General features: G+C 62.3%; 17 protein-coding genes. All 17 read right to left on the bottom strand.

Translation table 11 applies throughout. The annotated features are described in order from the left end of the window. Positions 1–521: 521 nt before the first annotated feature. Entirely contained in the window at positions 522–1,385 is an 864-nt protein-coding gene (locus tag AC07ZE_RS11265; RefSeq protein WP_207264375.1) for a CsgG/HfaB family protein, read from the bottom strand. A gap of 31 nt (positions 1,386–1,416) precedes the next feature. Further along, positions 1,417–1,836, bottom strand: coding sequence for a curli assembly protein CsgF (locus AC07ZE_RS11260; RefSeq protein WP_207264373.1), 420 nt, complete (start codon positions 1,834–1,836; stop codon positions 1,417–1,419). Beyond that, entirely contained in the window at positions 1,833–2,222 is a 390-nt protein-coding gene (gene csgE / locus AC07ZE_RS11255; RefSeq protein ID WP_095193436.1) for a curli production assembly/transport protein CsgE, read from the bottom strand. The genes AC07ZE_RS11260 and csgE overlap by 4 nt, the downstream gene beginning before the upstream one ends. Further along, positions 2,219–2,758 carry a type II secretion system protein gene (locus tag AC07ZE_RS11250; protein ID WP_137808156.1) on the bottom strand — a complete coding sequence of 180 codons (540 nt, stop codon included), beginning with the start codon at positions 2,756–2,758 and terminating at the stop codon, positions 2,219–2,221. The genes csgE and AC07ZE_RS11250 overlap by 4 nt, the downstream gene beginning before the upstream one ends. Continuing rightward, positions 2,733–3,107, bottom strand: a complete 375-nt coding sequence (locus tag AC07ZE_RS11245) for a type II secretion system protein (RefSeq protein WP_095193434.1) — start codon at positions 3,105–3,107, stop codon at positions 2,733–2,735. The genes AC07ZE_RS11250 and AC07ZE_RS11245 overlap by 26 nt, the downstream gene beginning before the upstream one ends. 3 nt (positions 3,108–3,110) lie before the next feature. Continuing rightward, positions 3,111–3,584 carry a type II secretion system protein gene (locus tag AC07ZE_RS11240; RefSeq protein WP_207264371.1) on the bottom strand — a complete coding sequence of 158 codons (474 nt, stop codon included), beginning with the start codon at positions 3,582–3,584 and terminating at the stop codon, positions 3,111–3,113. 2 nt (positions 3,585–3,586) lie between these two features. After that, positions 3,587–5,473: a secretin GspD/PilQ domain-containing protein gene (locus AC07ZE_RS11235; RefSeq protein WP_207264369.1), complete on the bottom strand. Its 1,887-nt coding sequence runs from the start codon at positions 5,471–5,473 to the stop codon at positions 3,587–3,589. Next, positions 5,470–5,988: a hypothetical protein gene (locus AC07ZE_RS11230; RefSeq protein ID WP_207264367.1), complete on the bottom strand. Its 519-nt coding sequence runs from the start codon at positions 5,986–5,988 to the stop codon at positions 5,470–5,472. The genes AC07ZE_RS11235 and AC07ZE_RS11230 overlap by 4 nt, the downstream gene beginning before the upstream one ends. After that, positions 5,988–6,536, bottom strand: coding sequence for a GspMb/PilO family protein (locus AC07ZE_RS11225; protein ID WP_095193430.1), 549 nt, complete (start codon positions 6,534–6,536; stop codon positions 5,988–5,990). Before AC07ZE_RS11225 ends, AC07ZE_RS11230 begins: the two co-directional genes overlap by 1 nt. Then, complete coding sequence (locus AC07ZE_RS11220) at positions 6,523–7,068, bottom strand: PilN domain-containing protein (protein ID WP_207264365.1); 546 nt, start codon at positions 7,066–7,068, stop codon at positions 6,523–6,525. The genes AC07ZE_RS11225 and AC07ZE_RS11220 overlap by 14 nt, the downstream gene beginning before the upstream one ends. A 1-nt stretch (position 7,069) precedes the next feature. Continuing rightward, positions 7,070–7,873 carry a hypothetical protein gene (locus AC07ZE_RS11215; RefSeq protein WP_207264363.1) on the bottom strand — a complete coding sequence of 268 codons (804 nt, stop codon included), beginning with the start codon at positions 7,871–7,873 and terminating at the stop codon, positions 7,070–7,072. After that, positions 7,854–9,560, bottom strand: coding sequence for a GspE/PulE family protein (locus tag AC07ZE_RS11210; protein WP_207264361.1), 1,707 nt, complete (start codon positions 9,558–9,560; stop codon positions 7,854–7,856). Before AC07ZE_RS11210 ends, AC07ZE_RS11215 begins: the two co-directional genes overlap by 20 nt. An 84-nt stretch (positions 9,561–9,644) precedes the next feature. Next, positions 9,645–10,175: a response regulator gene (locus AC07ZE_RS11205; RefSeq protein WP_207264359.1), complete on the bottom strand. Its 531-nt coding sequence runs from the start codon at positions 10,173–10,175 to the stop codon at positions 9,645–9,647. Between the two features lie 222 nt (positions 10,176–10,397). Next, positions 10,398–11,351, bottom strand: a complete 954-nt coding sequence (locus AC07ZE_RS11200; RefSeq protein WP_207264348.1) for a peptidylprolyl isomerase — start codon at positions 11,349–11,351, stop codon at positions 10,398–10,400. Between the two features lie 13 nt (positions 11,352–11,364). Next, a complete protein-coding gene (locus AC07ZE_RS11195) occupies positions 11,365–12,915 on the bottom strand; it encodes a cytochrome c/ABC transporter substrate-binding protein (protein WP_207264340.1) in 1,551 nt (516 codons plus the stop codon). A gap of 9 nt (positions 12,916–12,924) precedes the next feature. Further along, positions 12,925–13,566: an SCO family protein gene (locus tag AC07ZE_RS11190; protein ID WP_207264338.1), complete on the bottom strand. Its 642-nt coding sequence runs from the start codon at positions 13,564–13,566 to the stop codon at positions 12,925–12,927. Then, complete coding sequence (locus AC07ZE_RS11185; RefSeq protein WP_207264335.1) at positions 13,563–14,216, bottom strand: SCO family protein; 654 nt, start codon at positions 14,214–14,216, stop codon at positions 13,563–13,565. Before AC07ZE_RS11185 ends, AC07ZE_RS11190 begins: the two co-directional genes overlap by 4 nt. Between the last annotated feature and the right edge of the window lie 8 nt (positions 14,217–14,224).

Below are 14,224 nucleotides of genomic sequence, written 5' to 3'. Positions count from 1 at the left end.
CGCGGGCAAGCCTCGCTCCAGGGGAATGAGCACATCTGCCAAAGCCAGGTCGGCTGTCAGGCCGTCTTCGCGAGCAGGCTCGCTCCCACAGTTGAACCGGGTACAACCGTGAAAGTCAGGTCGGCTCGCAGGCCGCCTCGCTTTGGCTTTTCGCGGTGTCCGCCCCCTCGAGAGGCTTCGTTCCGGTTCTGCGCAGTGGGCACCTCGGCATGGATGCCGAGGTAGCCGCGCACGGCCAAGGATGGCCGATCGCGGCGGGCCCCACGGAGCAGGACCGGAGCGAGGGCATGCCGAGCCACAGCGAGGCACCGAACGACAGGGGCAAGAGCGCTTGGTTACTTGGCGCTTCTCCAAGTGACCCGCTGTAAGAGCGGAACCCTAAGTGGCCGTTATCGCAGGAATGGATATGTACTGAGTCAATATCATTTAGGTCGGCTGTCAGGCCGCCTTCGCGAGCAAGCTCAGCTCCTACAGAAAGCACGCGTACCACCCCGATCAGGTCGGCCCGAAGGCCGCCTCGTTCACTGTTCTTCACCCTCCGGCATCACCTTGTTCTGCGTCAGGTACCGATCCAGGGTCGCCGAGCTGTCAGGCGTGTTATCCCCGGCCACCTGCCACAACCGCCGCTCAATCCCCTGAGCCAGAAGATGCCCCACCGCCGCTTCGATCGCCGACAGCACACACAACTGCGCCGGTTCGTTGGTGGTGTAGCCGACCTCGGCCTCAAGCAGTTTCTTGAACTCGATGAACTTGAACACCCCGGCGCTACGGGCCACGGAGTAGATGGTCTTGCTGGTCATCACGTTGGCCAGCACCTGCCCGCTGCGGACATCCACGGCCCGCAGGTTGATCGTGACCTGGTCTACGCGATACTCCCGGGCGATATCGATGCCCAGATAGCGTGCCCCTTCCCCGCCGCTCTTGACGTTGGTGTCGTAGGCGATGATCCCGCCTTCGAGCATCATGTTCGCCGCTTGCAGTGGTGGCAGTTCAGACTGGATGTTCACCGGCGTATTGGGTTTTTTCTGCGAGGCACGGATGATCTTGCGCTCGGTCAGCAGGTTCTGCAGCCCTTCGCGCTCCAGCACCACGAACCAGCCGCTGGCCTGCATGGCGTCCATCAGCATGCTCGCCGCGCCCTGGGTGACACTGGTGGAAAACGAGCTGGCCGGGGTCGGTTTGTACTGTCCGGTCTGGTCACGGAAGCCGTACACCACCGCCATCAACCGGCCCTTGGGTCGTGGCATGTTGAGCAGATCGTAGTAGGTCGAGGCCCTGGGGGTCAGCGTCGGGATTTTGCTGTCCTGCTCCGCCGGCAACGGCTCGCGCAAACTGCACCCTTGTAATGTCGCCAACATCAGCCCTAGCGCAATTATTTTTTTCATGTCCTTAACTCCCCGTTGACCCAATGCCCCTTCAAGGGGCCAGGCCATTCACCTGGATTTCCGAAACTTCGCCGGTCGCTCGGTCGGTCACGACAATCGTCAGTGCCCCCGAGTCATCAACGACGTTGACGATGAACGCGTCGGTGGACAGGCTCCCCGTGTTGCCGGTGGAGATGTTGTCCAGCAATTGCCCCAGCAAGCGTGATTGCAACTGACTGCTGAACCGCTCCAGGGCCGAAGTGCCGGTCAACGAGGCGCGGTCTTTCAGATCAGGGTCGTCGTAGTCGTTCTGCGCCTGGGCGTTGTTGAGCAGCCAGGTGCCGTTCAACGGGTTACCGCCAAACGAGGGATTGATGGGCGTGTAGACCAGTTCCGTCGCGTGGACCAGCCCGCAACCGCCGAGGCCGAGCAAGCAGCATCCGGTGCGCTGTAAAAACGTTTTCGTTTTCATAATTCGTCCCTCTCAAGGTCCGTGGTGTCCTGCAACAAGGCTTCCAGCTTGCGCTGGACAATCTGCCCGCGTACCCAGTCGGCGGCGTCATAGGCCTCGTCCTTGAGCTCCACGGTGTTCGGCGGCAGGAATCGCCGATAAACCAAACGTTGTTGATATTCCACGGTCACCAGGCTGCCCCAGCGAGCCGAAGGTCGTTCGCGTACCACCAGGTTGAAATCCATCGGGCTGGTGGCGCGCAGGCGTTCACTGAATGAGTAGTAAAAGTCGTGGCCGATGTGCGAGATCGTGTCGTCGATGATGAAACCCATCATTTCGTCCTCCTCGGCAGCCGAGGCCACGGAGGTGCTCAACACCAGGATCAATGCCAGGCAGAAACGGTTCATGGCTGCAACGCCTGAGGTGCGGTGGACTGACCTTTCACCGGTCCCGAGGCACCGTCGAGAAAGGCCTTCTCGGCAACAAACTGCCAGTCCTTGTAGCTGGCCATGCCGTTGAAATCCGACCACTGAGTGGGGAAATCCGCCTGCTTCAGCGGCTTGTCCGTGGACGGGCTGCTGATGCCGGTGATGCGTCCGTCGAAGCCACGCATCAGGAACCATTCGCCGCCGCCGATCGGGTCCGGGTACAGCTGGCGGATGTGATGTTTGGCGTTGGGAAAACGCTCGTCCTGCAGCAGGTCAGCGAGCTCTTTCGGGTACTGGGCCAGGCCCGGCGAGCTGCGGTAGTAGCTGCGCAATGCCTGGGCATATTGGGTGCCGACCCACAGCAACTGGCGTTCGCGGTCACGCTTGGCGGCCGTGGCCCACAACTCGCCGGCACTGGCCAGGCCCATGCCCATCACCATGATCAGAAACAGCACACCCAGGTAGGTGAAGCCGTCTTCTGCACCCGGCTTACCACTCGGAATAAAGGCTGCCATCACGCGCCCTCCCTTGGGCACCACTCTTGATATCGGCCACCCCGCCAGCCACGCCTTCGGGCGGTGCCACCAGGACCCAGGTGTCCTTGCGCTCGGCAATCGGGTCCATCGGCGGGTTACGCAGGTAACGCTGCTCGATCAGTTGTTCCAGCGAATCGGGATAGCGCCCGGTGTCGCCGTAGTAGTGATCCAGTGCTTCGCGCATCGCCGACAGGCTCTGGCGCAAGGTGGTCTCTTTGGAGGCCTCCAGGCTGTTGAAATAGCGTGGCAAGGCGATGGTCATCAGGGTGGCGATGATTGCCATGACCACCATCAGTTCCAGCAGGGTAAAACCCTTTTCCCGGCGCATAGCTCACCACTCCCGATAGGCGATGCCGTTGAGACCCTTGCCCCGGGCCTTGGAGTAAACGTCGAAGACGTCCTCGCCATCCCGTGGGTTTTCAGCCGTACTGTCATAGGAGCGCAGGCCCCAGCCGCCTTCGTCGTCACGCTTGACCGGTGCCAGCGGGTCATGGGGCAAGCGCCGCAGGAAGTAGAACTTGGCGCCCTTGGCACTGCGCACGTCACGCACACCATCAACCAGCACTTTCAGGTTCGGCGGGTAGCCGCTGCTGTTCAGCGACTTCTCGATATAGCCCGCGTCGAAAGCACGCTTGTAGGCGTCGATGGCATCGCGGATCTGGTACAGCGCGGTGCGCAGCTGCTGCTCTTTGCCCCGGCGCACCACGGTCTCGGTCAGCGGTGCGGCCATGCCGGCCAGCAGGCCGATCAGGGCCAGCGTCACCACGACTTCGATCAGGGTAAAACCGCGTTGCGAGGCGTTCATGATCAAGGCTTCCCGACGCTGACTTGCACGTGGGTGGCGACTGGCTGACCGATGGACTTGGGCTGTACCGAAGGCTTGGTTTGTACCGAAGGCTTGGTTTGTACCGAAGGCTCAGGTTGTGCCGAAGGCTCCATCCGGCGATCCGGCGCCTGGATGTGCATGCTGGTTTCGGTGCCCGTGGTGAATTCCATGTCCGACGGGCTTTGGTACGGCAGGTTGCGCACCACCCGCGGCGTGATCGACAGCACCAGCTCCGACTTGCCGACCGTGTCCTTGTTGCTGCCGAACAGGCGGCCCAGGCCCGGGATATCACCCAGACCCGGGATCTTGTTGCCGGTGGCGCCATGGTCGTTGCGCATCAGGCCGGCGAGGATCTGGGTTTCGCCATCATGCAGACGCAGGGTGGTCTGGGCGTTGCGGGTGTCGACCTGCACCGGAATCGTGCCCTGGCGGGTCGGCTCCAGCGGCGTGGCGTTGCTGACCTCCAGCGCGACCTTGATCGCCACTTCGTTGTTCAGGTGCACGGTCGGCTGCACTTCCAGTTTCAGACCGACATCCAGGTATGTCACGCTTTCGGTGATCACCGGTCCCTGGGTCGACGGCACCGAGGTGGCGCTGATGATCGGCACGCGCTGACCGATGTGAATCCGTGCCTGTTCGCGGTTGCTGACGCGGATCACCGGGCTGGCCAGGGTGTTGATGTCGTTGTCCTGGGCGTTGATCTTGGCCTGGGGCGATGGCGAGATGGTGATCCGGCTGGAGTTGATGCCCTTGAGTTGATCAAGAAGGGTCACCGCCGAACCGTCGCTGTTGACCACGCCGAAGGTGTTCGGCCATTGCAGGCCCAGGTCGAGAATGCGCTGGGTGGCAACTTCCATCACTTCCACTTCCAGCACCACTTCGGGGTTGGACTGATCTTGCGATTGCAGGAGTTTTTCCGCCATGCGGATGGCGTCACCGGTGTCGCGCATGGTCAGGGTATTGAGGCGCTCATCGACAAACACGTCGCGGGTCTTGAGCATGGTCTTGACCATGTTCAAGGCGGTGTTGGCATCGATGCTGGTCAGGTAGAACGTGCGCATCACCAGCTCTTGATAATCCTTGAGCTTCTGCGGCGAATCCGGGTAGATCAGCAAGGTGTTTTCGTTCACCACTTTCTGGTGCAGCTGATTTTGCTGGAGCAACAGCTCCACGGCGTCCTCGATGCGCACGTCGCGCACGAAGATGGTGGCTTTCATGTCCGGGCGCAGGTCCTTGTCGAAGATGAAGTTCAGACCGGCGACCTGGGACAACACTTCGAAGATGGTCTTCAGGTTGGCGTCGCGAAACTCCAGGGTCACCGGTTTGTCCAGGCGGGTACGCAGTTGCGGGTACGGGACGACATTACGGCTCTGCACCAGGCGAATGCTGCTTTGCAGTTCCAGGGCGCCTTCGTTGTTCGGGTCCAGTTCAAGGATCTGTTTGACCTGGCGGTCGGCACCGTAGATGTCGCCGCGACGCAGGTCGCCACGGGCCAATTCGAGTTTTTCATCGAGGCTGCGCATGTGATCGAGTTGGCGGATGGCGTCCTGGGCGCGACGGTTGTTCGGCTCGATGGTCAGCACCCGACCGTAGGTCAGGCGTGCCGACGCGAAATCGCGCTGGGCACGGTCCATATCGGCCTGGCTCAGCAGCGCCGTCACCGCACGGGCACGTCCGCTGGTCAGCGCCAGGTGCAGTTCGGTGTCGCGAGGGTTCTCCCGCAACCCTTCCTCGATCCGGGCCAGGCCGGCTTCGTACTGACCCGACGCCATCAGGTCAGTGCCTTCTTCCTTGGCCACCTGTGCCGAACTGCAGGCGGCCAGCCCGGCACAGAAGCCAAGGCTGATCAGCAAACGGGAATTGTTCATTGCGCGCTCCCCACAGACAAGGTCTGGGACAAATGCAGAGGCAAATAGACCAGGCTCAGTTCCATGTCGGAAATCCCCTCGATCTTCCATGTTTCGTCGATCACATCCCCTTTACGCACGACGTAGATTTTCTCGCCGTTTTGCAAAAACACTTGCAGGTCGGTGCGGTCATCCATCCTGCCGATGAACTGGAAAGGCATCGGCGGTGCAGTGGGGACCTGCACCACCGGGGCTACATTGACGGGTTGTTCGGTGACGCTGGCCAGGGTCGGCGCCGCTTTCCAGCTGCGGGCGGCAAACAGATCGCCGGCCGGGCTCAGGTCCTTGATTGCCGAGGGCGCACCGGAGGCTTTCGCCGCCGGCAGCGCGCCATGGGCCTTGCCCTTGGCGGGCGCGGCCACGGCGACCGCTTCAACGTCGCTGTCGTCGGCCGGCATGAGGTATTCGGGCAACCAGGTCAGCGCCGCGGCCACGCCGAAGAACGCCACCCAACCCACTGCTCGTTTGCTGTTCATCATGACCTCGACAGGTAAAGGGTCATGCGGATCCGGCCATTGAGGTCGGTGTCGGCGATCTTTTTGCGCTGGAACTCCACGTCTTCCACCACCACCGCCGGCAACTGGCCGAGCAAGGCGTGCAGAAAGCGCCGCAGTTGCGGGTAGCTGCCACGCACCGGCAGCAGAATCTGATAGCGGGCCAGGTGCGTCTTGGGATCGATGCCCAGCGAGTACTCACCGCGAGCCAGGGTGATGCGTTCCTGGGCGGCCAGTGCGTAGATTTTGTCGATGGCCACGGTCGCCTGGGGCTGCGATGGCAACTTGCTGCGAAAATCATCGAGCTGGCGCTGCGGAACCACCGGAGGGGCGACCGTGCCGTCTTCGACCTTGGCCAGGTACTCGTGGGCTTCGCGGGTCTGCTGGCTGATGGTTTGCAGTGACTGCCAATCCGGCAACAGGCCGGCCAGGCCCCAGGTCAGTGCTACAACCAGCAAGGCCAGTCCGGCCAGGCCAGGCACGCCGAGGCGTTGCAGGTATTCGTGGACGATCAATCTAGGGATTTGCATCGCCGATCTCCCAGGTAGCCGACAGGTTGAACCGGACCGGTTGCTCCGGCACGTTGGCGACGATTTCGTGGCTCAGCAGCGACACATCGGAGAGCTCGTCGCTGGCTTCGAGGCGCTTGTGAAAATCGAGCATGGCGTCCAGATCCTTGGCCTCGGCGCTGATCCGCACCTGGCCCTTGCGGGCGTCCGGGGTCAGGGTCAGCAAGGCAACGTTCTGCCGAGGCATGGCTTCGAGGGTGGCGAACAGCTGTTCCCAGGGGCGGCGCAATTGCTGCGAGACCTTGCGCATTTCCGCCAGGTTCTGCGCCTGCTCGCGGGTTTGCGCCGGGGTCAGGCTGACTTTGGTCCCGGTATCGCCCGTGAGCACGCGTTGGGCGGTCTGCAGGTGACCCTGCTGTTGTTCGGCCTCCCCGCTCAGGTGTTGCTGAATCGCGATGCAGCTCAGCGCCAGCACCACGCCCCCGGCCAGCAGGCTCCAGCCCAGGGGCGTCGAGCGGCGGCGTGGCTGAAAGTCGAGCATCAGGGCGCGCATGTCAGGCCACCGCCCGGGACATGACGTACAGGCAATCGTGTACGGCTGTCCGGTCCTCTTCGAGGGTGCGCAGGTGCACACCGGGTACGTCAGGGTGCGAATCGATGCGCGCCGGGGCGTGCAGGTAAATGTTCAGAGGACGTTCGCTGGTGGAGGCCTGCAAGTGGCTTTCGCGACCGATCAGCGCCGTCAGTGCGGCATCGCTGTCGCTGCTGCCCACCGAACGCACCGATGACCAGCGTCCTTCGCGGGCCACCAGCAGCACACTACGCACCGGTTCGGCGACCACGAACAGGAAGTCCCCGGCATCGAAACTTTTATCGAAATGATTGAACGCCGCCATCAGGTACGGCTGCACCGAACGCAGGCGCAGGCCACGACCGCTGACCAGGGTGCGCAGGCGCTCCAGCAGGTCTTGCGGCAACGCGGTGGCGATACGGTCGTAGCCGGCGGGTTCGGCCGAGAGCACCAGGCTCCAGGGTTGGCTCGGCGTCCCGTAGAGATCTTCGAAGCACAGCTGGGCAAAGCCGCGCAGTTCGTCGGGGGTGCTGATCTGATCGCTCCAGGGCACCAGGCAGAAACGGCTGAAGTGCCCGGAGATCACCACGGTCAACTGCGCACCGGCGCGGGCATGTTCGCCCAGCAGACGGTCAAGGGTTTCCAGGGCCACGGCCCAGGCCTGGAAACCTTCATCGATATAGCCGACGCTGCCCAGCCACAGGGTTTGATTGCCCTGCCGCTGGCCGAGGCCGACACTGTTGGCGCCGAGCACGGCGACATAACGCTCACGAGATAAAAGTGACACGATTGATCTCCTCGAGAGTGGTTCGGCCTTGTTGCACCAGTTCCAGCGCCGACTCGCGCAGCAGGCGCAAGCCCCGCTTGCAGGCGTGGGCCTTGATTTTCGAAATGGGTTGGCGCTCGACGATCATTTGCCGCAGCTCGTCGTCCAGGTGCAGCAACTCGGCGATCGCACTGCGTCCGCGGTAGCCGGTGCCACGGCAATGGCCGCAACCCTTGCCATGGACGAAGCGGTAATGGGCGACCTGTTGCGGATCGAGCCCCGAGGCTTGCAGCTCTTCTTCGCCCGGCGTGTACGAGGTGCTGCAACTGGTGCAGACCAGGCGAATCAAGCGTTGGGCCAGCACGGCGTTGAGCGCGCTGACCAGGCTGTAAGGGTCGATTTCCATCTGGGTGAAGCGGCCGATCACATCGAACACGTTGTTGGCGTGGATGGTGGTGAACACCAGGTGCCCGGTGAGCGCCGACTGCACGGCGATTTGCGCGGTATCGGGGTCGCGGATTTCGCCGACCATGATCTTGTCCGGGTCGTGGCGCAGGATCGAACGCAGGCCGCGGGCGAAGGTAAGGCCTTTCTTCTCGTTGACCGGAATTTGCAGCACGCCCGGCAGTTGGTATTCCACCGGATCTTCAATGGTGATGATCTTGTCCACGCCGTGGTTGATCTCGGTGATCATCGCGTACAGCGTGGTGGTCTTGCCGCTGCCGGTGGGGCCGGTGACCAGCACCATGCCGTAGGGTTCGGCGGCCAGCCGGCGCAGTTGGCGCAGGGTTTCCTCTTCGAAGCCCAAGGCCTGCAATTGCACGCCGCATACCTTGTCGGCCAGGTCCTGTTTGTCGAGTACCCGCAGCACCGCGTCTTCGCCAAAAATGCTTGGCATGATCGACACCCGGAAGTCGATCTGCCGGCCGCTGATGCCGATCTTGAAGCGACCGTCCTGGGGTACGCGTTTTTCACCGATGTCCAGTTCGGCCATGACCTTGACCCGGGAAATCACCTGCTCGGCGAACTCGCTACCCTGGATCTTGCTGATGTTGTTCAGTACGCCATCGATGCGGTACTTGATCACCAGGCCGCTGCCGGTGGTGCCCAGGTGAATATCGCTGGCGTGCATTTTCAGCGCGTCGTAAAGCGTCGAGTTGACCAGTTTGACCACCACGCTGGAGTCTTCGCTGATGCTGGTCAGCGACAGGCTTTGCAGGTTATCGATTTCGGCGTTGGCGTCGGCCTGGGCGTTGAGCGATTCCACGGCGTGGAAACTCTCTTCGTGGCGCGCCAGGTAGGCTTTGAGGTCGTCGGCGTGCACCAGATACAGCGGCGCGCCGTGCAGGCAATCGTCGATCCAGGCCAGGCGAGCCGTGTCGAAGGGGTCGGCAAACACGCCGATGACCTGCTCGTCGTGACGCAGCAAGGTGAATTCGCGCTTGAGGCATTGGGCCAGGGTGACCCGGTCGAACACCGGGGTGGCTTGAAACAGGCTGTCGGTGTCGAGCACCGGGTAATGCAGGGTCGCGCCCAGGCACTGGATGAAAGGCATGGGAGCCAGTTCGCACAACGCCCCAAGGGCATCCAGAATCCGCTCGCCGGATGTAGCGGCCAGAGAACGTGCCCGGGCCAATTGCTCACTGGAAAAACGTGGGGGTACACACTCCAGCGACACAGCATCGACGACAAGGGATAGACGGTCCATGACTTGCTCTCCAACGCCCGGGGCTTTGAGCCCTGTCGGCGCGGCGAGCTTTCGCGGCGGCTGCCGGAACGTCTTGTCGCGCCACTACTCCCCGGTGAGCAATTGTTCGTCGTCTGGCGCCTTGGAGGCCGTACTTCGTCGGCGATCCGCAAGCACCCAACTACCGTCGTACAACTGCAGCGGGAAACTTTCGGTCCTGCTCTGGCGTCGTTCGACAAAGCCTTCGCAACTGTTCACACCCGCTTTGGGTTCGCGCTGCATCCCCAGAAGATCAAGCACTGCACGGGCCAATTCCGCCAACGGAAACGGTTTGAACAGGATATGGCTGACTCCCAGTTGCCGGGCCCGCTCGCACACCTCTGCGGTTGGATGCCCTGTGATCAGCACAAAATGACACTTCCTGTTCTGGCGGACGGCATCGAGCACCTGAAAGCCTTCCATATCGGGCAAGCGGTAATCGAACACCATCACATCGGGTGAAAAGCGTTCGGCTTCGCCGACGGCTGATTCACCGCTGTGAGCAATCCGGACTTCCAGCCCTTGCGCCTGCAGGTAACCCTGGAGGTTTTCCGCCAGCAGCTGTTCGTCTTCAACAACCAGTACTTTGTTTAACAAGGTGGACTCCTTGAAACCGCAGGTCCGAATACCGAACCTGGCGGAGTGCGCGCCTTACAAGGTCTAACGCACACTTCATGCCAGGCTGAGCGCCGGTCGTTTTATCGCTTCATGTCCTTGAATTTAAAAACAATGCCTTTTCGTCCACGTACCCCACCCCCCAAAAACGGGGAAAGCCGAACGGGTGTGCATTGATGCTTTTCCCCACTTTTGGGGGACCGCTCAATCGTCGTCAATCCGTTCGATACGATTGCTGGAACGCAGTTGCGCCAGCACCTGTAGACGAGCCTTGACCTGTTTCTGTCGGGCGAGGTAAGCCCGAACCATGTCAAGTCCTTGCTCTTCTGTGACATTGGCTGCCTCCATTCGATTCTGCAAATAGATCAAATGCCAGCCCACCGCCGTGCGCACCGGTGCGCTGACGGCTCCTGGCGCCAGGGCAAAGGCTGCCGTCTCGAACTCGGGTAGCATGCGTCCACGAGGAAAATAGCCCAGATCGCCACCCTGGCTGGCCGATGCATCTTCGGAATCGCTGCGAGCGACGCTGGCGAAGTCTGCCCCTTCATTGATCTTCTTGCGTATTGCCTCCAAGCGTAGTCTCGCCGCTGCAACAGTGGAAGCCTCCGCGCCCTGAGGCACCTTGATCAGGATATGCCTGACCTGTATTTCCTCGGGCCGGTTCATCTGGGCGCGGTGCTCTTCGAAAAACGTCCGGACCTGTTGTTCGTCAGGCGCGTCAACCCTGGTGAGTTCGCTGAACACCTGCTGCGCCGCCAGGTCCCGACGGGTGTACTCGATATAGGCGGCCTCATCGAAACCGGCGTCCTCCAGGCGCCGGGCGAACACCTGCGCGCCCCCCATGGCCTGACGCGTCTGGTCCACCTGGCTTTGCACCGTGGCATCGCTGATCACCACCCCGCGCTTGCGCGCTTCCTGCCAAAGCAGCTCCTTGTCGATCAAGGCGTCCAATGCCGCCTGGCGCAGCTGTTTGTAGGCGCTGGGGCTGCGAATGCTGGCGACCGCCCGGCCCTGATCCTCCAGATACTCGGCGAAATAGCGTTCCAGGCGCAGTTGGGAAATTTCCTCGCCATTGACCCGGGCCGCGACCTGGCCATTGCTGCAAAACGCCACAGGTACCCACAACGTCAACAGGATCAATAGAGTGTTGAGTTTCATGTTCGGCCTCCGGTCAGGGCATGGCGGCAATGGGTTTGTAAGGAGCAACCAGATAGAAGCGCTGGTCAGGCAGATCGACGGTGACGACATGGGCGCCGTTCAGGCCCAGGCGCCGGCCCGGTCCGAAACTGATCAGCGGCGTCAGGCCAGTATCGAAGTCATGCAGGCCCTCCAGGGCACTGACCAGTTTTTCGCGGCTGGCGTCGCGCCCGGCCTGTTTCATGCCTTCGCTGAGCAGCATCATCGAACTGAACGCCCCCACCTGCAGCACCGCGTGCTCACCCCCCAGCTTCTGGCTCTCGCGCAGCTGGGTCAGGGCCAGGCGCCCGGCCATCGTCCAGTCGCTGGGCACGAAGGGATAGGCCAGAAACACTCGCCGGGAAAAGTCGCTGGGCATTTGCAACAGATCCCCCGCTACCTGATTCGACGCGGCGAACAGGTAGGGCACCTGCCCCGCCGTCTGCAAACGTTCGGCCAGGCGACTGAAACCGCTGCTGCTGCCCAGGTAGAACACCGAGCGCGAGCCCAGCGGCAATTCGTCCTGCGCCGACTGCCGGGCTTGCAGCCGCACATTCTGCCAGGCGTTGTCTTGCAGGTACCGGGCAAGCTTTTCTGCAGCCAGCCGTTGGCCGGGCTCGTCCGGGTAGGTGATCATCGTCGGTCCCTGCAGCACCCGCAAACTGGCGGCGGCGTAGTTGGCCAGGGCGATCATCTGCTCACGCAGCCCCGGCAGCGGCTCGAAAATCTGCCGGCTGACCTGGGCCGAGCCCTGCAACGACAGCGGCCCGATCAGCGGCACACCGGCCTGTTCCAGGCGTGGTGCCAGTTCCGCATCAAGGGCCGGTGCCAGCGGTGCGATCAGGGCGAACACCTGTTCCTGTTCGATCAGTTGGTTGAGCGCTTTCTCGGCGCTGGCACGATCGGGACCCGGGTCAAGAATGGTCAGGCGCAGTTGCCGGCCATGAATCCCGCCCGCCTGGTTGATGCGCGCCACGCAGCCCTTGAGCACCGCCGCCACCGTGGCGCCCTCCTCGCTCAACACCCCGGAGCCTGGCAACAAGGTGCCCAGGTGCAGACTGTTGGGGCTCAGGCCCGGATCGCGGTCCTCGGCCAGGCGCTTGAGGTACGCCGTGAGGTTGCGCTGATCGTTCATCGACAGCACGAACCGCGGCATCGCCGGGTCCAGCCGATTGTTGCCCGGATCGCGTCCTTCCTGCACGGCCCTGGCCAATGTGCGGTCGGTGTAGGCCGGGTACGTGCGTCCATTGACCTGTTGTTGGCCATAGGTGCTGCTGAGCCGTGACCAGGTCAATTCCGGCGGTCGTACCCCACCCTCGGGACGCCCCAGGCCATCGGCGCCATGGCAATTGGCGCACGGCAGGCTGGTCGCCGGCAGCAACATGCCCGCCGCCCCGACCCGCGCCATGATCGGCTCGCCACTGGCCGACACGCCCTCGCGGTACAAGCGCTTGCCGGCACTTTCGCTGGGGGTCAGCGGCAGCGCCTGGACGGTCAGACTTATACCAACCTGTATGAGCAGGCCGAGGATCAGGGCGTTTTTCATGGTGCGGACTCAACGACCGGCCACGGGCATTGTCAGCAACTGCAAGCGCTGGGCAATGGCAGCGGCCGGGGCGTCGGGACGGATTTTGCTCCAGCGCTTGTTGGCGACGTCGCCGACGATCAGCTGGGTTGAATGTTGCTCGGGCGTCGGGATGATCTGGCCGATGCGCCCCAGCACCAGATCCATTTGCGCCTTGTCGCCGGTAAGAAAAAACCAGTGGGGCCCATCGACGCCCTGCTTCAAGGTGTAAGCCTTGAGTACCGCCGGCGTGTCACGCAGCGGATCACTGGTAAGGGAAATAAAGGTGATGCCGTCCGCCTTGTCACCCAGCACTTCACGCACTTGCTTGAGCTTTTGGGTGATCAACGGGCAGGCATCGGAGCAACTGGTGAAAATCACATTGAGCAGCACCACGCGGTTCTGCAACGCGTCGCTGTAGAAGCGCAGGGTGTTACCGTTCTGGTCCTGCAACGGCGTGTCGGTGAACCAGGTTTTTGCATCATGGGTCCCGCCCGCCGGTTGCGTTGCAACCGCTTCAGGTGCCGCCGGTTCGGGCGCGGTCGCCGGTTGCCCGTGTCCCTCGTGGGAAAATGCCAGGAAGCTGATGATGCAAAAACACATGGTCAGGAAAATCAAGGCGAGCGCTTTCATGGCTGATGCTCCATGGCAATGGCGGTGTGCTTGGTGTGGGCGTTGCGCTGGCCGCTGAGTTTCTCGACTTCACGGCTGAGCACGGCCGGGTCGGTGAAGCCGTAATAGCGCGTCCAGTGACGGCTGTTGCCGTCACCCACCAGGATCAAGGGTTGATGGCTCTTGAAATCACCACTGAAGCTGCCCAGGCCCTTGAGGGTTTCGTTGACCGACTGCGGCGAACCGGTGAGCCAGCTCCAGCCCGGACCGTTCTGGAAAGTACGGGCATAGTCGTTCAGGCGTTTGGCGTCGTCGCGCTGCGGGTCGATGCTGATCGACACCAACTGCACCTCACTGCCGACCCGGCTACCCAGTTGTTTTTGCACCTTGCCCATGATCGACGACACCACCGGGCAGACCGTGGTGCAACTGGTATAGATGAAGCTCATGACCACGATCTTGTCGTTCACCAGGTCTTTTTCCAGACGCACTGTCTTGCCGTTCTGGTCCACCAGCGCCACGTCGGCGAACTTGACCTGGGCGCGCTCCGGACCGGCATTTTTGGCCGGTGCATGGCCAGCATGTTCATCCGCCGAATGCGCCATGGCCTGACCGACACCGACGGCCAACAGGCAGAGCGTCAGCAGTCCACGATGTGCAAATCGATTCATGTCGATGT

It is taken from the genome of Pseudomonas sp. GW101-3H06 (assembly GCF_059424605.1).
Note: the sequence above shows the minus strand (reverse complement) of the source record. Positions and strands in the feature narration are given on the sequence as shown.